This is a genomic window from Wolbachia endosymbiont of Drosophila simulans wHa (assembly GCF_000376605.1).
Lineage (GTDB): Bacteria > Pseudomonadota > Alphaproteobacteria > Rickettsiales > Anaplasmataceae > Wolbachia > Wolbachia pipientis.
Window position 1 is genome coordinate 594448 of the sequence record NC_021089.1, and the last position, 20799, is coordinate 615246.

The 20799-nt window shown below is 34.3% G+C and carries 13 protein-coding genes and 5 pseudogenes; 11 read left to right on the forward strand and 7 right to left on the reverse strand.

The features are described from left to right. Positions 1 to 8: 8 nt before the first annotated feature. A complete protein-coding gene (ubiG, locus tag WHA_RS02640) occupies positions 9 to 1184 on the reverse strand; it encodes a bifunctional 2-polyprenyl-6-hydroxyphenol methylase/3-demethylubiquinol 3-O-methyltransferase UbiG (RefSeq protein ID WP_015589098.1) in 1176 nt (391 codons plus the stop codon). 195 nt (positions 1185 to 1379) lie between these two features. Between ubiG and WHA_RS07370 the strand changes: the two are divergent. The 4 genes and pseudogenes from WHA_RS07370 to WHA_RS07285 all read left to right on the forward strand — a co-directional run. After that, positions 1380 to 1469: pseudogene (locus WHA_RS07370) on the forward strand (WPE palindromic element domain-containing protein); the annotation flags it as partial. Positions 1470 to 2084: 615 nt separating this feature from the next. Continuing rightward, the gene (gene dnaG, locus WHA_RS02645; protein WP_015589099.1) at positions 2085 to 3833 is read left to right on the forward strand and encodes a DNA primase; all 1749 of its coding nucleotides are present in this window, start codon (positions 2085 to 2087) and stop codon (positions 3831 to 3833) included. 237 nt (positions 3834 to 4070) lie between these two features. After that, entirely contained in the window at positions 4071 to 5153 is a 1083-nt protein-coding gene (locus WHA_RS02650) for a Fic family protein (RefSeq protein WP_006280480.1), read from the forward strand. Between the two features lie 209 nt (positions 5154 to 5362). Further along, a pseudogene (locus WHA_RS07285) lies at positions 5363 to 6446 on the forward strand (efflux RND transporter periplasmic adaptor subunit). A gap of 57 nt (positions 6447 to 6503) precedes the next feature. Here the strand turns inward: WHA_RS07285 and WHA_RS07505 are convergent. The 4 genes and pseudogenes from WHA_RS07505 to WHA_RS02680 all read right to left on the reverse strand — a co-directional run bounded on the left by WHA_RS07505 (position 6504) and on the right by WHA_RS02680 (position 9258). Further along, a pseudogene (locus tag WHA_RS07505) lies at positions 6504 to 7598 on the reverse strand (IS3 family transposase). 287 nt (positions 7599 to 7885) lie between these two features. Then, the gene (locus WHA_RS02670; RefSeq protein ID WP_015589100.1) at positions 7886 to 8200 is read right to left on the reverse strand and encodes an FtsB family cell division protein; all 315 of its coding nucleotides are present in this window, start codon (positions 8198 to 8200) and stop codon (positions 7886 to 7888) included. A 49-nt stretch (positions 8201 to 8249) separates the two neighbouring features. Then, positions 8250 to 8378 carry a type B 50S ribosomal protein L36 gene (gene ykgO / locus WHA_RS02675; RefSeq protein WP_006279631.1) on the reverse strand — a complete coding sequence of 43 codons (129 nt, stop codon included), beginning with the start codon at positions 8376 to 8378 and terminating at the stop codon, positions 8250 to 8252. A gap of 49 nt (positions 8379 to 8427) precedes the next feature. Further along, positions 8428 to 9258, reverse strand: coding sequence for a pyruvate, water dikinase regulatory protein (locus WHA_RS02680; RefSeq protein WP_015589101.1), 831 nt, complete (start codon positions 9256 to 9258; stop codon positions 8428 to 8430). Positions 9259 to 9393: 135 nt separating this feature from the next. Here WHA_RS02680 and ccmC point away from each other — a divergent pair, with 135 nt between their 5' ends. Next, positions 9394 to 10104, forward strand: a complete 711-nt coding sequence (gene ccmC, locus WHA_RS02685; protein ID WP_015589102.1) for a heme ABC transporter permease CcmC — start codon at positions 9394 to 9396, stop codon at positions 10102 to 10104. Between the two features lie 26 nt (positions 10105 to 10130). Next, entirely contained in the window at positions 10131 to 10457 is a 327-nt protein-coding gene (locus WHA_RS02690) for a hypothetical protein (RefSeq protein ID WP_015589103.1), read from the forward strand. Here the strand turns inward: WHA_RS02690 and WHA_RS02695 are convergent. After that, the gene (locus tag WHA_RS02695; protein ID WP_015589104.1) at positions 10411 to 12006 is read right to left on the reverse strand and encodes a hypothetical protein; all 1596 of its coding nucleotides are present in this window, start codon (positions 12004 to 12006) and stop codon (positions 10411 to 10413) included. The genes WHA_RS02690 and WHA_RS02695 overlap by 47 nt on opposite strands. A 180-nt stretch (positions 12007 to 12186) precedes the next feature. On the opposite strand from WHA_RS02695, the gene WHA_RS02700 reads away from it, so the two are divergent. The 5 genes and pseudogenes from WHA_RS02700 (at position 12187) to WHA_RS02730 (ending at position 17984) form a co-directional block, all read left to right on the forward strand. Beyond that, positions 12187 to 13464 carry an adenylosuccinate synthase gene (locus WHA_RS02700; protein WP_015589105.1) on the forward strand — a complete coding sequence of 426 codons (1278 nt, stop codon included), beginning with the start codon at positions 12187 to 12189 and terminating at the stop codon, positions 13462 to 13464. Between the two features lie 103 nt (positions 13465 to 13567). Beyond that, positions 13568 to 14296: pseudogene (locus WHA_RS06380) on the forward strand (IS5 family transposase). A 251-nt stretch (positions 14297 to 14547) separates the two neighbouring features. Continuing rightward, positions 14548 to 17034, forward strand: a pseudogene (locus WHA_RS07510) (hypothetical protein). Positions 17035 to 17146: 112 nt separating this feature from the next. After that, entirely contained in the window at positions 17147 to 17410 is a 264-nt protein-coding gene (gene infA, locus WHA_RS02725; RefSeq protein ID WP_007550159.1) for a translation initiation factor IF-1, read from the forward strand. Next, on the forward strand, positions 17388 to 17984 hold the full coding sequence (locus tag WHA_RS02730; RefSeq protein ID WP_015589106.1) for a Maf family nucleotide pyrophosphatase: 597 nt from the start codon (positions 17388 to 17390) through the stop codon (positions 17982 to 17984). Before infA ends, WHA_RS02730 begins: the two co-directional genes overlap by 23 nt. Here the strand turns inward: WHA_RS02730 and WHA_RS02735 are convergent. Further along, positions 17976 to 20654 (reverse strand): hypothetical protein, encoded by a 2679-nt coding sequence (locus WHA_RS02735; protein WP_015589107.1) that lies wholly within the window; start codon positions 20652 to 20654, stop codon positions 17976 to 17978. The two genes, WHA_RS02730 and WHA_RS02735, sit on opposite strands and share 9 nt — an antisense overlap. Positions 20655 to 20799 lie beyond the last annotated feature (145 nt).

Sequence of the window (20799 nt, forward strand, 5' to 3'; positions counted from 1 at the left end):
TGGTGCTTTTATAGAGTTAAATCTAACAAACCGCAAAGTATATAATTAACATCCACGCCTTTAGTTAGATTCCACTCACGCTTTATTACGTTGTACTCCATGCCAGCCATGTTTTGCAGCGTTACATTATTTTCTCTTAAGTGATTTGCAATTTCTGACGGCTTGAGAAATTTATTCCAGTTATGTGTACCTTTTGGCAGCCAATTTAATATGTACTCTGCACCAATTATTGCAAGGCAGAAGGATTTGATAGTTCTATTTATTGTGGATATAAAGATTAACCCCTCCGGTTTTAGCAGTTCTATCGCTTTTTTCATGAAAAGCTCTAAATTATCCACATGTTCAACTACTTCCATCAACAGAACCACGTCGTACTTCTTGTCATTGCTTAGCTCTTCAATGCTGGTGTGTATATATTCTATATTTAACCCTACTTTTTTTGCATGTGAATGCGCTACTTTTATGTTTTCTTCACATACATCTATTCCCACAACGTTAATGCCAACGCGTGCCATTGACTCTGACAAAATGCCACCACCACACCCGACATCAAGCAATGATAATTCTTTTAAATTGCATTTTTTTAACTCTTTTATTTTCTCAATAATGTAAGATACTCTAACAGGATTCATCATGTGCAATGGTTTGAATTTGCCGTTCTCATCCCACCACTGGCCTGCCATTTTAGCGAATTTTGATATTTCATCTTCGTTATAAGTTTTTGTTTTTTTTTTCTTAGAGGTTATATTGCTGAGTTTATCAAGGCGTTTTTTATGTCTGCTTTCTTTTGAAAATTCTGTTTCGAGGAATTGTTTGACTATGTCTTTTGCTAATCCACTCGCAGTAAACCCTGCACCAAGACACAGTACATTTGCGTTGCCATGCTCGCGAGCTAATTTTGCGATCTCAACACTGTTACATAAAGCAGCGTAGATTCCTTCAAAACGATTTGCCACAGTACTCATGCCCAAACCTGTACCACAAATTAATATCCCATAATTTGCTTTTTTGCTTGTTATATCTTCTACAACTTTAACAGCATAGTTTGGGTAATCTACACACTTTTGCTTAGCAGTGCAGCCTTGATCTACTACTCTGTAACCTAGGGCTTCCAGGTAAGGTTTTATTTCTGATTTTAATTCATAACCAGCATGATCTGAGGCAATTGATACTATACCTAACATATAAGAAATAAGGACATTTTATATGGGTTTGAACTTTCTGTCAAGTCATTCAATGCTTCTGACCTTTTGGGAGTTCTAAAGCTATAGCTAAGGTTTTCCTACGTCATACCGCAATTCATTCCACAACTGTACGAACATTGTGATTTGAGAATAATCTCCGCCAGGAAGGGTGTCATCCCAGTGCTTTGGCACTGAGATCCAGAAAACTTAATTTTAAATAAGTACACCAGATAGCTGTATAATAAGAACTGGATTCCAGTGTCAAGCACTGGAATGACACCTTCTGTATAAATATTAAGAAATTTACCAAACGAAAAAAAAGGCAAAAGAAGCCCCGTGGTTGGCTAATTACTTACATTATACTTTCAAGTATGGCGTTTTTTTATTCTAAACACTTAATAACCGCGATTTAGCTGCTTTTAAGCTGCAACTAATCTAAATTATAAACGTTAAGAAATTTACTAAACAGAAAAAAAGGCAAAAGAAACCCTAGGGTAGCTAGTTATTCACTATCCATTTTTTAAGTTGGCGTTTTTTAATGTTTTAAATGCTTTATAAGCGTATTTCAGCTTGTGTAGGTCAAAACCCGGAAATTTGATAAAGACATAAGGTGCGCATAGTGCAAAAAATTAAACATGAGACGCCAGATACGTTGAGTTTTTTTGTCATTTAATCTGTACAGAGAAGATAAATAAATAGCTTCAGTTTCATGATAAGGGCGCTGGCGAGGTTTGTCAAGGAAGTTTTTTGTTTCTGTGGGCTACCTGGATGACAGGATTGCTCTTGAATTTGTATAGCTACATTGTCGGTAAATCTAAATTGCTTTAGTTATAGAAATAAATTTCGAGTCAGATGTGTATAAATTCTATATAATTTTTATCCTACTACTAATTTAACAAGATGGATCATATAGATATTATAAAATCAAAATTATTATTATCCGACATAGTAGGTAAAAAAGTCAGATTAATAAAAAGAGGAGATAGTTTTGTTGGGCTCTGTCCATTTCATAACGAAAAAACCCCATCTTTTTCGGTGAGCAATACTAAGGGGTTATATTACTGTTTTGGTTGCTTGGCTAGTGGTGATGCATTTGAATTTATTTCACAAACTGAAGGATTAAGCTTTAAAGAAGCATTGGAAAAATTAGCATCGGTTACAGGTGTTGAACTGCCCAAAAATCTTAGTATTACAAAAGAGGACAATAAACTATTTTTAGCGCTTGATTTAGCTGCAAATTGGTTTGCACAAAAAAATCAAGGTGTTGTAGATTATTTAAAGCAGCGTAAGATTTCACCTAAAATCATAGATAAATTTAAGATAGGTTATGCACCAAGCTCTGGTTTGAAAGAGTATTTAAACTCTTCAGGTATTGAAGACAGAATTTTGATTGATATTGGATTAGTAAACAAAAATTTTCATGATTATTTTTATGACCGGCTGATATTTCCTATACAGAGCATTGCAGGGAGAGTTATTGGTTTTGGCGGACGTGTGCTAAGTTCTGAGCAACAGCCGAAATATTTAAACAGTCCAGAGAGTCAGCTCTTTAAGAAGAGGGAGAATTTATACGGATTAAACTTTGCTTTAAGCGAAATACGTAAAAAACAGCACATACTCGTTGTTGAAGGATATATGGACGCTATAGCGCTACATCAAGCAGGAATTAGTAATGCAGTTGCTCCGCTTGGTACCGCAATTTCTGCAGAGCAGATAAAAAATCTATGGAGATTTGCTAAAGAAATCTCCATCTGTATGGATGGCGATAGTGCTGGACGTCATGCTGCTACTCGAGTTGCAGAACTTGCTCTGCCAATATTAGAGCCTGGATACACGTTAAAGTTTGTGACTTTGCCAAGTAATAAAGATCCATACGATATATGTAACGAACTGGCATACAAGAAAGAAGACGTGTTGACTGCTCTTGACCATTCAACAAAACTGCATTCTGAATATTTATGGCATCACATAATCGATAGCAATTTGCAAAATTATGAAAAACTTGCTCCGGAAAAATATTCAATTCTTGAGCACAAGTTCATGGAATATGTAAATACTATTAGCAACAGCAGTATTAGAAGGTATTACAGAGATTATTTTTACAATAAGGCTAGTGAACTAAGAAGTAGCTTCAAAAAACAGATTTTTAATAGTAAAACTGGAGCAACAAAAGGTGAGTATCTTCATAACAAATCTCCAGAGCTAATTGAAGCAGAGCAAAATCAGGCCGTAATTTTGCGTATAGCCGTAGAATTTCCTGAAATTTTGAACCGTCCTATATTTTTTGAGCAATTTTCTCATTTTGAATTTACTAATGAGATGAAAAGATTACAACAGCGTGTAATTGATGTAATAAGTAACAAAAGCAAACTCGATAAAGAGGCTTTGTTACAAGAATTGAAACAGTTTAACGTTATAAAGTATGTATTTGAAAAAACTAGTGTACTAAATAGCCAACTGAACGAGAGAAAATCTGCAGAAATTGTGTGGAATAATATAGTGTTACTAAAAGAATTAAATGCATTACGAAAAGAAAGAACCGAAGCGAGGCTGAGCGGTAATCTTGACTTAGAAGAAAGGTTAATAGAACAAATAGAGCAAATAGAAAGTAGTATACAAGAAATGCAAATGGAGTTTATTGAAAAGTAGATATCGTCTCGTTAGTCAACAAGAAAATTACAAAATAAGACAATATTTTACATAAGATTGAAATTTTTAACTAATTAAGCCTTCCTCCAACAGCTTTGCCCTGTAGTTTTTGATATGGTTAGGATCACTTGAAAATGTATAATTTTTGTAGTTAGCTCTGCTATGCATATAAAGCTTACTATTGACTTTTATCACATTATCTCACATTATCTCACATAATATGCATGTGAGAAGAATATGAACTGGAAGAATTTTCGTCTTAGTACACGTCTCAACCTAGAAGGGCCTGTAATTGAACAAGTGTACGAGTTAATTACTGCAGTTGATAGTGTTAAAAATAGCTGGCAGATAACGAAAAAACTACTACCACAAACAATTGAAAGATTAACTCATTCAGTTATTGTTACATCTTCTGGCGCTTCTAACCGTATTGAAGGAAATCGTCTAACCGATAAAGAAGTTGAGGATCTATATAAAAACCTACGTGTCAAAAAATTTAAAAATAGAGATGAGCAAGAAATTGCTGGCTACTTAGAAATGCTTACACTAATATTTCATGATTATACGGATATTCCAATTAGTGAGTCATCAATATTGCACATTAACAACCAGATGCTACTTTATAGTGAAAAAGATTTGTATCATAGAGGAAAATACAAAGCAAGTTCTAATAGAGTTGAGGCAAAAGATCAGAATGGAAAAGTTGTTGGTATAATTTTTGATCCCACACCACCTTACCTTGTTAGAAAGGAAGTACAAGAGCTTATTGATTGGTATCACTGGTCCTTAAATAATAAATTTAAGCATCCTCTTATTATTGTTGCTAACTTTGTTTTTGAGTATCTGGCAATACACCCTTTTCAAGATGGAAATGGCAGAACTAGTAGATTGATGACTAATTTAATGCTGTTGCAGCAGGGTTATGATTTTGTATCTATTGTATCACATGAAAAGATAATTGAAACTAACAAACTTGATTACTACTTAGCGCTTAATAAAACACAAAGTAGCTGGAAAAGTGGCAAAGAAGATATTTCCCCGTGGTTAATATTTTTTCTTAATGTACTCAAAACGCAAGCAAATGAGGCGCATTATATTCTTGAGAGGGAGAATACTGAATATTTATTATCAAGAAAACAATTGTTCTTCTGGGAATGGGCACTTAGCCTTGCAGATAAAGAATTTAGTAGAAAAGATGCTATAGAAGCTCTAGGATTTCCTCCAAGAACAGTAGAGGCAATTACAAAGAAACTGCTAGGGATGAAATACTTACAGCGTCTTGGAGAAGGCAAAGCCACTAGATATAAAGTTATTATTTAAAAGTTTTAGTATATTTTTCAAGATTTTTTTAAATCCAGTCTTATGCACAACTTTGTTTGCAATTTTACATTTTTATTCGATTAAAAATTGCATTTTAGCAATAAAAAACTTACTTATTGTAGGAAAATCTTGTGTTTGTTCTCATATAAAACTATTTATGGAGTGACAATGGTACATGTATTATACTTACATTTCTGATTCGAAAATTTATGCAGTTGTTTCTAACAAGATTGGTCAACAAATTCTATTGTTTAAAGGTGAGAAACAAAGTAATCATCATTTCCAGTATTGCTTTTATTCTACTGTTTTTTATCAGCAGTGCATTTTTAAAAAAAGATCAGGCGGTTCATAGCGATAATGCAACTAGTAGCTTTTCAGTAAAAACTCAAGAATGTGCGCCGCAAAACCGCACTATATATTTAAATTTTTCTGGTACAGTAAATCCCTTACATAGAGCTAGCCTTGTCTCAAAAATAAGTGGTAAGATTATTGCTATTTATTTACCTGATGGTGAAAAGGTAAAAAGAGATGATGTAGTGTTAAAGATAGAAGATTATGACAGGATTGAGCAAGCTCAGAAAGCCAAAGCTTTATTAAAGCAGCGTGAAATTGAGTATGATTCCTCTCACAAACTGAATAAAAAAGGCTATGGGGCACAAATACAAGTAGAAGCAGCTTTTTACTGCGTTACAAAGTGCAAAAGCTGACCTAAAAAGGCTAGAATTGGATTTAGAAAATACTGCAGTCACATCTCCTATAGATGGTTATATTGATAAAATCAATGCAAACGAAGGGGATTTTGTTAATGCTGGGCAAAAAATAGCTGACGTGGTTAATTTCGATCAAATTCTTGTGGTGTTATACGTTTCGGAAAATGAAGTAAGTAAAATAGAGCTAGGCAGCACAGCTCAAATTAATTTACTGGACGGAAAAGAATTGGCAGGTGAAGTAAGTTTTATTAGTAAAATTGCTGAGCCTAAAACTGGGTCTTATAGGGTAGAGGTAAAGGTAACTAATAATAAAATGATATCCTTGCAGGGATTAACTGCCAACGTAAGACTACCTTCAGGCGAAAGATTTGCATATAAAATTCCTTCTTCAGCCCTGAGCTTAAGTGACGAGGGTGCTCTTGGAATAAAGATTGTTGATGACAATAATTATGTAGTATTTGCACCAATAGAAATTGTTGATCATGAGAGCGATGGGGTTTGGATAGTAGCAAATAACGAAGATAAACCCATAAAGTTAATAGTATTGGGCCACCTATTTGTTAAGCCTGGTGATAAGGTTTAAGACATAAGATCCTTTGACCTTACCCAGAAAAAGTGGAGAGAAAGTGTGGAATGTTTTTTACAAAAAGAATGATGCATCAAATTGTTCTGGAATGCAATAGTTAATAGTGACGTTGTTTGTTATAAAAAATTTCTATGTATTCAAATATTGCAGTTCTAGTTTGTTGAGCAGAGTGTTGTGAAGTATCAATAAGTATTTCTCTTTTCAATGAGCTAAAGAAGCTTTCTGCAACAGAATTGTCGTAACAACAGCCTTTATTACTCATCTATATTCTTTACAGCTAAGAGATATTGATACCCTTGCGCAGTATATTGTGAACCTTGGTCACTGTGCAGCAGTAGATTTTTAACAGGTTTACGCCTATTAATGGCCATTAATAAAGAGTTCATAACCAATTGTTTATTTATTGCACTACTCATTAACTACCATACGTGAGAATTATTGCTGCCAAATATAGCCATCCCTCCTTGGTTTTGATGTAAGTAATCCCATACTTTATTTGGTTGATCAACAATAAAGTTTTGATCTAGTATATTGGGAGCTACAGCTCTATTATCTGTTTGTTGTTTTTTAATTTTAAACTTTCTTCTCAGTATAGCCCTGATGTCATTTTTCTGCATAATACTTTGCACCGTTTTCAAATTGCAACTTTTACCCAAAGCCTTCAATTCAGCATGAATTTTAGGAGCTCCATATCTACATTTAGAAACTTGATATATTTTTTGAATAGCTGCGAGTAGCTCTTTATTTGCTGATTCTCTACTGCTTATTTTTCTTGTGGTCCACTTATAGTAGCCACTAGCAGAAAATCCTATATAATTCCTGTACTTTATAGCAGTTACTATGCTCTTTTATAAAAAAATATTTTACTCTTTTTGACTGGCCAGGGCTTTTTTTTAAATGTCTCTTTCCCTTGTTACTCTTGCTTTGTAAATCAAACCTCTCTTTGTCGTAAGGAGCCATGTTACCTCTACCTGGAAATGCATCTGCTGCCGACTTTTTTTCGTTGTGTTTCTTTATCCATTTTCCTAATAAACCACCCTTTATTCCTAAATCCTTTGCTATTTTTGTAATTGTTTGACCTGCCTTTCTTTGTTCATTTGCCAGTTTAACAGCTTCCAATTTGAATTCTGCTGTATATTCTCTTACCATTTCTAATCCTCCAAAATTTTATTTTACCCGAAAAAACTCCTTTCTTTCTCTCCACTTTTTCTGGGTAAGGTCATGCAGCTTTTGGGTAATTTAATGGTAAAAATTTTAGAGAGAAATTTTATACACTATCGCTGACATTTTTCCTTAAGTTGACGCCATTGTCTGTTCAGCTAAGCGGTGTGAGAGACAATATAGCTAAACTGACTTAGATTTACCGACAATTTGAAAAACCGTCATCCCGCTACGTGTTAGCGCCGCGGCGGTATGACGTAGGGAGATCTCTACTGCTATTTCACGTCAAGAACAACCATAAGTTCATTAGGGTTCACATAACCTAAAGCATTTTTTGCTTGCTCATCAAGCAGATCTAAATCTAAGCTTTTTTCATATAAGCCAAATACTTTGTTGTCCAACTTTTCCTTTTCAGAAGAGACATCCTTTAGCAAAAGTTTATTGTACTCGATTTCTTTTTTTAAATCGATTAACGTCAATAAGCCACGTTTACCTGTAATTGTGCTAATGCTGAAATATAATGTAAGGGAAGAAATGAGTAAGGCTGCGCTTAAACACAGTAACTTTTGCTTCTTTTTAGATATAAGCACCGTACTTTCACATATAAAAAATATATAACATGAAAAGGTGAACAAAAAGCTAAGAACCTTGACGCGCTTTACACCTTGGCTTTACCTTATTTATAATGTAAATCTTACCACCCCTTTTCACAACTTTACAATTTTTATCTCTGTTACGATGAGATTTTAGCGACCCTTTGACTTTCATATCTATAGTAAGAATTAAATTACTTTACATTATAATCACTTATCAAGAGTTAGTCAATTGATAACATTTTATTAAAATATTGTATAATTGTTGCTGATACTTCTTCGATCGACTTTTGCGTGACATCGATAATTGGCCAGTTATTCTGTTTAAAGAGCTCCTCTGCTTCTTTAATTTCCTTTTCTACTTTCTCAGGGTTAGCATATATATTATTATCTTCGTTGTTAATTGAAGTAAGTCTATTTTTGCGTATTTCTATTAGCCTACTTACGTCTATTGTTACCCCTATCGTTAGTTTATTTTTTAATTTTGCCAAGTCAACATAAAAGGGTACTCCACTAACAAAAGGAATATTTGCAACTTTATAGCCTCGGTAAGCTAAATACGTACTGGTGGGAGATTTTGATGTACGTGAAACTCCAACCAAAATTATATCTGCTTTATCAATATCTTGAATATTTTGTCCATCATCATGATTAATAGTGTAGTTTATTGCCTCAATGCGCTGAAAATATTCGTTATTTATCTCAGTATGCAAGTCAAGCTTTTCGTCTTTTTCAATTTCAAGATAGGACGAAATTTCTCTAATAATATGTGATAATATTGCTCTATAGGGAATTTTCAACTTTATACAGTTATCTTTTAAATATTTTCTTAGCTCATCATCAGTAATAGTGCATATAACAAAATTATGCTCATCACTTTTCCTATTAATTTCCTCCAGAATTTTGTCAATCTGCTCCTCTTTTTTCACAAAAGACCAAACATATTCGATCGTTTCTATAGAACGAAAGTGTTTCAGAGCTGATTTTGCAACTGATATAACAGTTTCACCACTTGAATCTGATACTAAGTGTAGATTAAGCTTTTTAAGGGTCATATACTAAAAATAATAGCTAGCAATCTGCTACTGAAATTATGCTAATTTGTTGACCTACGTAAATATAGAAAAACTATCCTGTTGATAAAACTCAAACTAATTGGTAAATTCTTAACACAATTATTCTCAAAACGAATGTTTTTATTAAAGCCTACAAATTTCTCTTATTTTTCTAAGAAAGCTCTACCTTGGCTTGGGGTTATTTGTTTCGCATGTTTTTTAATTGGAATGTCTTTGGCGTTATTCTTCTCTCCAGAAGATTATAAACAAGGAGAAATTGTACGAATCATGTACATTCATGTGCCTTCTGCATGGCTTGCTCTTGGAATATATGGATTAATTGCATCACTCAGTTTCATTTCATTGGTATGGAACAATAGCGTTGCTAGTGTCTTGGCACATGCTGCTGCTCCTGCAGGGACAATCTTTTCGGCAATATGTTTAATCACAGGCAGCATCTGGGGAAAAGGAACCTGGGGCACTTGGTGGGTATGGGATGCAAGACTTACTTCAATGCTGATTTTACTTTTCCTATATGTTGGCTACCTTTCATTGTGGAGCGCTTTTGATAATGAAGCGAGGGCAGAAAAATCAGCAGCAGTATTTGCCATCTTTAGTGCTATAAATATTCCTATAGTAAAATTTTCCGTGAATTTATGGTCCACTCTCCATCAGCCAGCAAGCATTTTGAGAAAAGGTGGAATAGCAATAGAAAGTTCCCTGCTGTTGCCACTGGTTGCAATGTTTATGTTTTGTGCCACATTTTTTTTAGTAGTGTGGATACTGTATTCACTTTACTTAATTAATTTATATAAGATAAAGAGAGAAATCAGTATGCGGTATTAGGTAGCTTTGTAAGTATACAGGTAAATATGCTAGAGAAAATTAGGCAAAATATCTTTGGTCACTTTAAATACTTGCCTGCTGAAACTGAAGAACGTGCTATGTTATGTGATCTAACTAATTTTAAAAGCAGCAATGACCAACTAACTAGAATAGATCAGGTATTGAATCGAGATCAACTTGAACATTTTACCAACGTTCTTGAAACATATGATGCAACGGCACGTAGTTTTTACGATGAGGTGCGCTGTAAAATAGCAACCGTTGCAACCATGAACTCTAAAATATTTAAAGAGCCTACTAATATCTTTAAGGTAAATGTTCATGTGATTCCGCAGAATAATTCTGTTTTTTGATTCTATCTGTCCATTTATCATTTTCTATATCTTGTTTGTTGGTTGCTTTTTTTTCTTGCTCAACAATTGCCTTATCTATCTCCTTATGAATTGCATCAATTGCACCTCCTTTTTTGTATACTTCGCTTTTCCCTTCAATAATTAACTTAATAAAAGTATTTACAACAGACTGCACTTGATTATGATTAACCTGACCTTTTATCAAAGAAGGTAAAGAGCCTAATTCCATCAATACTTCTGGTGCTGTTTTATCTTGAGTGGAAAGTCCTAAATTATCTGCTACTTTACTTATTAATAACTCTCTGTGTTCTTTATTATCTTCCAATTTAGCATAATCACTCAATAGATCTATAACGGTAGATACTCTGACTTCAACAATATCATCAACATCTTCATCTTCTAGAGCAACTCCTGACCCCAATAACCTCTCTCTGAGATTTTCGCTTAAAAGATTGATAAATTCTTCATTTGCATCTGATCCTGTGGTTGATATTGTACCATCTAAATAGTTACTTTGAGCACCGAAGCCATGCTCTATTTGTATTTTTGTCTCAGGTTTAAATCCTAATTTTGCACAGAATTTCTGAAAATATTCTTTAATAATGTCAAACAAGCTCTTGCCATTATCTTTATAATTTTTTAACTCTTTAGGAATAGTAAGTGACAATTTACCATCTCTGTATGTTACAAAGTCTTCACCATTGTGAGATTCAATTGTAAATTCCAATGAACTAGACAGATTACATATCTTATCGCCATGCATAACTTGATTTTTAACAGAGAGTATTGGTAGCCTCATATCAGATCTAATTCTCACATTATTTTGGTTAGCACAATCAATGTTTATTACTTTTTTAGGATTTTCTACTATGAACGACTGTCCAAGTGCAAGTTGGGTTTGTATAAATGGAGCAGCCTCATACCCTGCTTGATTACAATTGGTAACTAGCTCTTCTAAAATAGCATCACTTGGAACTTCTGCCCCAGCGTATCTGAACATTTTTTTGAAAACTTCTTTTGCAAAGGAACGGTAATCCTTGTTTTCATCTTTCTCTGTTGGTAATAGATGGATATACCTTTGGCCAGCATTGTAAAATTCTTCAAATTCTTTCTTATATGAATCGGTTTTTTGATGATTGGCAGTTTTGGAATTTTCACAGTGATTTTTCCATAGCTCACCCAATGCATTACTTACAAGCTCTTTCTCAATATCTTCGAGTACTGAAGCAACAAAAGCTTTGCCATGATCCGTATCTATTTCTCTTGTTCCTTTTTTGTTAAATATTTCGTCATTATATATATCATCACTATTAAAAAGTTCGCTTTTGCGGTGCTTAGCTCCTTCCTTAAATGCAATAATAAGATTTTTATCTATTTCTTTTCCGTTAATAATAAAATTCATCCTTTGAAAATCTAAGAACATTGTTTCACCGGAATTCGCTAATTTATTATCTTGATCTGCTCTTAATTTACTAAAATTGAACTCTTTAGCTGTGGCCTTTAATCTAACTACTGGACTCTTATTATTTTTTCCTTTTGTCTCTTTCATAAATAACACCTTACTGTAAATATGCTGTAAGTTATATCATATAATGATGAATAATTTGGTAATATATTAAGAAAATCGACAGTATATTTCTTTATTTAAGGGGTGTAGGAAAGGCGTAGATTTCTCTTTTCATTTGTAGCGTACTGTATTAATATTTATGTATTAATTTAGAAAATAATGATGAATAACATTGTAATTATTGGTCTGCAATGGGGTGACGAAGGCAAGGGTAAAATAGTAGATTATCTTTCTGAGAATGCAGATGTAGTTGTGAGATTTCAGGGAGGAAATAATGCAGGGCACACTATAGTAGTAGATGATGAGGTTTATAAATTAAATTTACTGCCCTCTGCTGTTTTGAGGCCAGGCAAAATATCTATTATAGGAAACGGTGTTGCTCTTGATTCGCATGCTCTAGTTTCAGAAATAGAGTCATTGAAAGTTAAAGGAGTGGACATAAACTATAACAACTTGATGGTATCCGAGAGCTGTCCATTAATACTTAGCGTACATAAGGACAAGGAAAAGCTATTTGAAGATTTAAACGGAAATCACAAAATTGGTACAACAAACAAAGGGATAGGGCCATGTTATGAAGATAAAGTTGGCAGGAGAGCTATACGCCTTTGTGACTTAGAAAACGCAGATGAGCTCAACAAAAGAGTGGATACTCTTCTGAATTACCACAATGCTATCAGAAAAGGCCTTAACTACCAGGTGGTTAAAAAAGAAGAAATATTAAAGGAAATTCAAGAAATTTCAGAAAAAATTCTTCCATATAAAAAACCTGTATGGAAGATATTAAATGACTTGATGAAAGAAGGTAAGAAAATAATATTTGAAGGTGCCCAAGGCGCATTTTTAGATATCGACCACGGAACTTACCCTTTTGTTACTTCAAGTAATACCGTAGCATCGCAAGCAATAACAGGCTCAGGATTATCCTCCAATGCTTACATTATTGGTGTGGTAAAAGCTTATACAACAAGAGTGGGCAATGGTCCATTCCCTACTGAGCAAAAGAACGAAGTGGGGGACAGCTTATTTACTATAGGCAAGGAACTTGGAACAGTGAGCAATAGGAGAAGGCGTTGCGGATGGTTCGATGCAGTTTTAGTGCGCCAGGCCGTACAACTCTCTGGAGTTTCAAGCATTGTATTAACCAAATTAGATGTGCTTGATTCTTTTGATACAATTAAAATATGCACTGGTTACAAGTATAGCGGAAAAATGTATGATTATTTACCCGCATCGCATTCAATACAAGGGGAATTAGAGCCAATATATGAAGAGTTTCCTGGCTGGAAAGAAAACACTCAAGGTAAAAGGTCGATTAAAGCATTGCCTATCAATTTAATAAAATATATAGACAGGTTAGAAAAATTAATAGGTGTACCAATTCATCTAATCTCAACTAGTCCAAAGAGAGAGGATGTTATTAAGCTTAAAGATTTCTGAAAACGTCTTTGTATCTTAGAGCCTGTACGTAATCTCAAAAAAGAGATAAAGTGAGAGGATAAAGTATATAAAGTAGGATATGCGAAGTTTATAACCAAGTGACATAAGTCGAGAAAAGTTTGAGATTATTGTAGCAGATCTGGAATCTTGCAGAAAGAAGACAAAACCAAGAACACTTGATTTACATGATGTATTTTGTGGAGTGTTATACGTGTTAAAAAGTGGTTGCCAGTGGAGAATGGTATCAAAAGAGTTCCCAAAATGGCGCAATTGTTACGACTATTTTAAGAAGTGGAGTGAAAAACCAGATGCAAATAAAGAAAGTGTTCTGGAGCTGGTATTAAAAAAAAATAATTGCGACAAAACAATGGTCGGAAAAGCTTCTGCATAATTGATGCACAGAGTATAAAAAATGCAGATACTGCTGAAGCTATGATGCAGGCAAGAAGATTTCAGGGCCGTATTGCAGTAGATACGCAAGCATGCAATTTATACAACAACAGCAGAGATAACTGACCGTAGCAGTGCTGTGAGAATGGTCGAAAATGCAAAAGAAAACCTCTCGGGAGTTAAAAATGTACTGGTTGATGCAGGCTATACTGGAAAGAATTTTGTAACTCAAATAAAAACGATTATTGGTGCAACCGTTGAAGTGATCAAAAGAAATGAATTACGTTCCTTTGTTGTATTGCCCAAAAGATGGGTTGTGGAGCGATCTTTTGCTTGGTTAGAAAAATGTAGAAGATTGTGGAAAAATTGTGAGCGAAAACTCAATACTAGCCTACAAATGGTAGTTCTGGCTTTCACTGCCTTACTTCTGAAAAAATTATGAACAGGCTCTTACTAACTCTTATCTAATAAAAAAAATACTTGTGTAACTTCGAATAGTCTATTATGCAAGACAGCAGTATAAACATGTAGTAAGAAATGTATAATGAAAAATAAAAGCTCAAGTTTAACACTTGCAGTTATTTTTACACAATTAAGTAATCATAAAAGTTAGTGTAGGACGAGGTTATACAGTTTGATTTCTTTTAATATATGTTAATTGGTATAATATAAATATAGTTAAGGAGGTGTATTATGATTGGAAGTTTGGCTAAAGAAGAAAAAACAGCAGAGGCAGGAAAAACAGGTGATCAACTTGAAAAGTGTATTGGACCAACTTCACTGAATAGGGAGGTTTATTGCTCTACGCTTATCTACTATACATTAAAAGAGTTATATTCACAATTAGGTGATATCTCTTATGCTAATAAAACAAGATCAGAAAAAGAAATAATCAATTTTTATGTTCTACCTCAATTTGCACGTTTTAAAGAAATTATTGATGAAGATATAAAAAAAGATCCTTCGTTTGCAAATTCTGCTATTGTAAAGTTTTGTTCCTCAATTATAAAAAATAACAAATTACTTAAAGAATTAGAAGAAGTTAGTATTCCTGCCAAAAACTCTAGTGTAAAGGCAAGGGTAAGCTTTCAACTGAAAAATCTGAAAGAAAAGGTGTGGTTCTTAAGAGAACTAAAGGAAAAAAAGAATTTCACTTACGTGCAGGGGGCTTTTGGGGATGGGTGGAGTTTTTATGACCTAATAAACGATAGAGATTTTAAACAAACGTACATAGATAAAGCAGTAACAGAGTCTGCTAATAAGAGCTTTAAGGAAGATATAGATAAATGCATAGAGTTGGCAGAGCAGGGAAAAAAAACTGCAAGTAAATATTTTGAGAGGAAAGACGTAGAGCTTCAAGCTTATTACACAGAAACTGATAATGCTCATAGAGTTTTGAATGTTAACCTTATTAATTACAATAAAAGTGAGCCAACAAGAATTAGTGACATTTTACAGCAAGAGAAAGATATTAAAAAATTGAATATCTATTGCAATAAAAAACATGAAATATACGCTTATCAAGAAGATAAGAAAAGATATTATGAATTTAAAGAAGGCACATGTTATGAAATGACAAGCACTTGGCCTATAAAGGATGAGTTCGGGAATGTTTCAATTTGTACCATGATTATGAATGTGAGTAGCGGTCGCATAACTGAAGTACTAAAATTTAATGGTGAAGATTTTGTTTCATCGGAGGAGATCTTAGAATTGATAAAGCAAAATGATGAATTATATATTCAAAGTCTCTCCTTATATGATGCTGTACTAGAAAAGGGTAAGGCTGCTGATGTTGTGCCTACTGCTAATAACAATTTTCAAAATGAATCTATAGTGGCCTATCGCAAGGAACCAGAGGGGGAATTAGACCCTAAAGTTGATGCTGACAATAGCCTTCCTCCTTCTATTAATAGCAATGCATCAACTCAAACGGAAGTCAATTTACAACACACTGAAACTCAAACAGAAGTTGCTTCACAACAAATCGAAACTAAAACGGAAGTCAATTTACAGCACACCGGAACTCAGACAGAATTTGCTTCACAACAAATGGATGAATTGATTTTAAATAATCAGATGCTGTCCGAAAAAAACGTTGAATTGAAGCAAGAAATGTCAAATTTGAAAAAAGAAGCTGTTGAATTGAAGCAAGAAATAGAAGCAGGGTTGCAAGTGATAAATAAAAAGCACCATGAATTAATACAAGAAAATCAGCGACTACAGGAGAAACTAGAAACAACCTAAGCAGAAGCTAATCAAACAATTGTAAAGTTAGAGAAGCAGAATAGCGATTTACAAGACAGGTTTGAAAAAGAGGAGCAAAAAAACACGGAATTGCAAACTGAACTGGCACAAAAAAATGAAGAATTAGCAGGTGTGTTAAAAGAGCTACAAGGGAAAGCACAAGAACTTAAAGGTGTATATGAAGAAAAAAGAAAGCTAAAGGAAGAGCTGAAAATTGTTAATGCAGGAAAGAAGAATTTGGAAAAAGAGCTAAATCAAGCACGAGAAGATGCGGAACAGATAATGGTTGAACGACGCCAGCAGAAAGAGCGCTTGAAAGATCAGCTAAGAGAATTAGATCAGGAATATAAGGTACAAGTAGAAATTGGGCAAAAGATTAAAGAATCAGATAGGCAGGATAGCGATTTACAAGATACACTTGGAGAAGAGAGACTAAAACTCAACATTGAAGAACTAGAAAACGAGTACGAGGAATTTCCAGGAGATAAGGTGCTTACACTTGAACTCACTAAAGATGAAGATAAAGTCGAAGAGTTAAGAAACGAGCTAGAGCGTGAGAAAGAAAAGTGTAAACAATTATTAGAAGAAGAAAATGAATGGGGTGATGAATTGGTAGGAATGCTTGATGGACTGGAAGAAAAAATTCGTGCTGATGAACAAAGGAGCTTCAACAATCAATTAACGGGAGAAATTTCTAATGAGTCTGGTAATGCTCCACGACAGAAGAAAAGGTTATCCAAATCTTCAAGCGTTGATAATGAGTCTTATGTTCCACTGAGAGAGAAGACAACATTACTCAGATCTTTAAGCGTTGATAGTGGACTTGATAGCGATGAAGAAAATTGTGATAATGATTTATCTTTCAACATAAGTCCTATAAGTTCTATTGAGAAGGTGGCAGAGAGTAGAAACGTAGGTAGGGTATCATTGTGAAGATGGTTGGGGTTAAGTTGCAACTTAAGTGGGGCGCAAAAGGTCTTTTGTGTTGATAATAATTTAAAATCTATAGTAGACTAAAAAAGATTATTAAATTATAATATAACATATGATAAAAGACGAGAAATCGAAAACAATTTTTGAAGTGGAAGGGGCAGTAACTGCTTTACTACCTGCAGCAGAATTTAGAGTGAAACTGGACAATGAACATGAGATTATCTGTCATGTATCAGGGAAAGTGAGAAGAAGTAAAATACGCATCATTATAGGGGATAGGGTGTTAGTTGAGATGAGCATTTACGATAGGAATGCGAGAAAGGGTAGGATCATTAGAAGGCTTAAAGGTACAAGTGACAGAACGATCTCTAAATAATCTTATTCTTGCTTCATCATCGAAAAGGCGTATAGCTTTACTAAAACAAATAAACATTGAGCCAGGTTTAATTTTGCCAGCAGATATAGATGAAGCCCCTTTAAAAAAGGAACTTCCGAAGGATTACTCAATCCGTATGGCAAAAAGTAAAGCGGAGAAAATACAAAGCTCAAATCCAAATTACTTTGTGCTTGGTGTTGATACAGTTGTTGCTTGTGGTAGAAGGATATTGCTCAAAGCTGAAAACGTTGAGCAAGCAGAAAAATGTATCCGCTTGTTATCAGGAAGAAGGCATAGAGTATACACCAGTGTATGTCTATTAACTCCCGATCAATCTAAACAACATATCAGGACTGTGGTTACAATAGTGAAATTTAAACGTCTCAGTGAACAAGAAATTAAGTATTATTTAGCATCAGAAGAGTGGAAAAATAGGGCGGGGGGATGCAATATACAAGGCCTAGCTGGAGTGTTCCTATTGTTCTTACGCGGCTCCTACTCTTCCGTTATAGGGTTACCATTACATGAAACCTATTGTTTGCTAAGCAATTATTTTAACTTCAATTTATATTGAAATACCTTTATTAGTATCTTTTTTTTGTTGTGACTCAGCAACCTGTTTAGCCCAATCTAGTGGTCTTTTATTTCTGTTAGCTAATGCAATTCTATTGCGATCATAACCATCAGTGTGTTCTGTTAAAGTATCTCCTCTTTCTTCTTCTATTACTCCAGCTTTCAGTTGTGCTTCATCTTTCTCTAGTAATTTATATAGTTCGCTATTTTTATCTACAGTTGGATTAGTGTCATTATTTTCTCGTTCTGCCACTGTTTTTTCTAACCACTTACGTATAGGGTCATATTGTTTACCTTCTCCTATCTTTTCTAAAATGTTTTCTGAGAATGAATCTTTAGGAATATTTTCTTTAGTAGCCTGTTGTGCCGGTTCTCTTAACCCTTTATCCGGGTTTCCCAATGCTCCTTTTAACTCACTCGTATCTCCGATTTCTTTTGGTTCAATGTTTTCTAAGCTCTTCTTTAACTGTTCAGGATTTACTTGAGATTGTTCATTATTGTCATGAGTTGGAGATGAATAGCCCGAATCGTTTGCTTTTATGTCTGTTGAGCTGTCTTTTAGCAACCCAACTTCTCTCAAGCGTTTTTTAGTTTCTTCGCTAATCTGACTCTGATCAGCTGGTTTTAACCCGAGATTTTCTTGACCTAATGTATTTTTAAGTTCTTCAAATAGAGTTAGATTACTTTGTCTAATATGTTCTTCTAATTTCCTTCCTACCTGTTTTAAATCTGTTTGAGATTTACTATCACTATTAGTTGGAGATATATAGCCTGAATCACTTATACTATTTGGTGTTGAAGCAGAGACACTAACAGTTGGACCTTCCACTATTTTTACATCTGCTAAATCGTCTTTTTGCAATCCATCTTCTTTATCTTGTGACAGTTTATCAGTAGGATCAACTTGCCTTAATCCTCTATTATCCTGCTGTGATCTATCTCTGATTTCTTTAAGAAGATTTTCAGGTGGAGTTTGATCACTTTGTTCAATGTTCTCTAAGCTCTTCTTTAACTGTTCAGGATTTACTTGAGATTGTTCATTATTGTCATGAGTTGGAGATGAATAGCCCGAGTCACTTTTATTATTGAGTGCTGTAGCAGAGAGCGGCTGTTCACTTTCTTTCCACTTAGCATCACTAGCATCTTGGTTATCACTGTTATCTGGAGAAGATGAATAAGGAATTCTGTCCTTTAATGTCTCTAACGGTGATGGGTTATTTTTTCTACTTCCTGCAATTGATGCTTTTCTATCATCAACATCAATGTTCCGTAAGTTGTTTTTCTTGAAATTTCTGATGTCTTGTAACAGATCGCCTTTGCTATTTCCTTCTTGTTGCTGGGTTTTAGGTTGTTGCTGATCATTAGGTGTTTGCTCACTTCCATCTGGTTTTTGGCTTCCAGGTACAGCATGTCCAAATGTAGGATTGTCATACCGTTCATCTTCTTGCCTATTATCTTGATTGTGGCTTACAGACTTGGTGAAAGTAGAACTATCTGAAGAATCAGAAGTTGCACCTTTTTGCTGATTATTAGGTGTTTGCTCATTTTCGCGCAAGTCATCTGGTTTTTGGCTTCCAGATTTGGCTCCCCCTTGCTCATCGAAAACACCTTTTTTAGGTGGTAGTGAACTAGTTCTAGGTGGAAGTGGCGGAGGAGTTTTTTTGTTCTGAGGATTCTCCTCAAAAAGCGATTGTAGGTTATAAACTCGACCTCCCGAATTTGCTTCTCGTGCTGCTTGTCTAAGCTCACGCTTTTCTTTAGCCTCCTGAGAATTAATTTTATCATCAAAATCTTTTCCAATTCCGCTATCGTAAGACTGCCTTCTGCTGTTAGATTGTGGTCCAAAATGTGAATGGTGATCTTCTTTTTTTCGAGTTATATCAGTAGCTTGAACGCTAACATCTCTATTAACATCAATTCTTGTTGTAGTTTCAGATGATAGCTCGTTACTGTCTTTATTATGTTGCACCTCATTCACTTTTCCTTGTCCTTTCTCCCTGAATTGTATTTCATGCAAGAATAAACCACCTATTTTTACATCTCTGTTTACTTCTAACCGTTCTAGAGAAAAATCATCACCTTTAACAAGGTCTACACCGTTAGCATCAATCTTAATTTTGATCTTACATTCCTTCCCCTCCGCATACCACTTTAAAGTCATTTCATATGAACCATCAGTTACGACATAATGTCTTATTTTTTTCCCTTCTTCCTCGGCAACAAAACCATGCATTCCGCTCTTTCCATCACTATGCAATGTTGAAAATCCCGAGATTTCATTCTTCTCACAAAAATCACTGTTTAAAAATTCGCTGATTTTAAACTCTTTTTTGTTATTTCCCAGCGTAATACTTGCGTGATTACCGTATATTGAAACTCCTGCAACATCATCAACATACTCTTTCAACCTTTCTTTAACTTCACTTTCAAGGTCTTGTCCAGCTTTCTTTGTCTTGTCGCATTTCTGAAGAATAACTCCATATGCTTTATCTTTGTTTTCTTCTTCGTCCCAATTCCAGTTGGCGTGTTTTGTTAAAAACTTTACTGTGTTAAAATCAACTCTAGCATTATAAATTGGGTCGTCTTCCTTTCTTATTTTATCAAATAAAGGAAAAATTTCTTGAATGCGCTCATTATAAATGTGTTCTTGTTGTGTATCGTTAGTGCCCATATATCCCTCACTAATAACCCTCTGCCTTTAGTTCTAGCTAATACTAGCTAATATAATTATCACAAGCATTGGTTGAATTTTTATTAAGGAAGGTTGTGTTACTAATGTGATGACACAAGCTATTTTATGGTAACATCAAACGATT

Bases quoted from the DNA above. Each gene is read 5' to 3' on its own strand.
- ubiG (WP_015589098.1), bottom strand. From the start codon at position 1,184: ATGTTAGGTATAGTATCAATTGCCTCAGATCATGCTGGTTATGAATTA.
- dnaG (WP_015589099.1), top strand. From the start codon at position 2,085: ATGGATCATATAGATATTATAAAATCAAAATTATTATTATCCGACATA.
- WHA_RS02650 (WP_006280480.1), top strand. From the start codon at position 4,071: ATGAACTGGAAGAATTTTCGTCTTAGTACACGTCTCAACCTAGAAGGG.
- ykgO (WP_006279631.1), bottom strand. From the start codon at position 8,378: ATGAAAGTCAAAGGGTCGCTAAAATCTCATCGTAACAGAGATAAAAAT.
- WHA_RS02680 (WP_015589101.1), bottom strand. From the start codon at position 9,258: ATGACCCTTAAAAAGCTTAATCTACACTTAGTATCAGATTCAAGTGGT.
- ccmC (WP_015589102.1), top strand. From the start codon at position 9,394: ATGTTTTTATTAAAGCCTACAAATTTCTCTTATTTTTCTAAGAAAGCT.
- WHA_RS02690 (WP_015589103.1), top strand. From the start codon at position 10,131: ATGCTAGAGAAAATTAGGCAAAATATCTTTGGTCACTTTAAATACTTG.
- WHA_RS02695 (WP_015589104.1), bottom strand. From the start codon at position 12,006: ATGAAAGAGACAAAAGGAAAAAATAATAAGAGTCCAGTAGTTAGATTA.
- WHA_RS02700 (WP_015589105.1), top strand. From the start codon at position 12,187: ATGAATAACATTGTAATTATTGGTCTGCAATGGGGTGACGAAGGCAAG.
- infA (WP_007550159.1), top strand. From the start codon at position 17,147: ATGATAAAAGACGAGAAATCGAAAACAATTTTTGAAGTGGAAGGGGCA.
- WHA_RS02735 (WP_015589107.1), bottom strand. From the start codon at position 20,654: ATGGGCACTAACGATACACAACAAGAACACATTTATAATGAGCGCATT.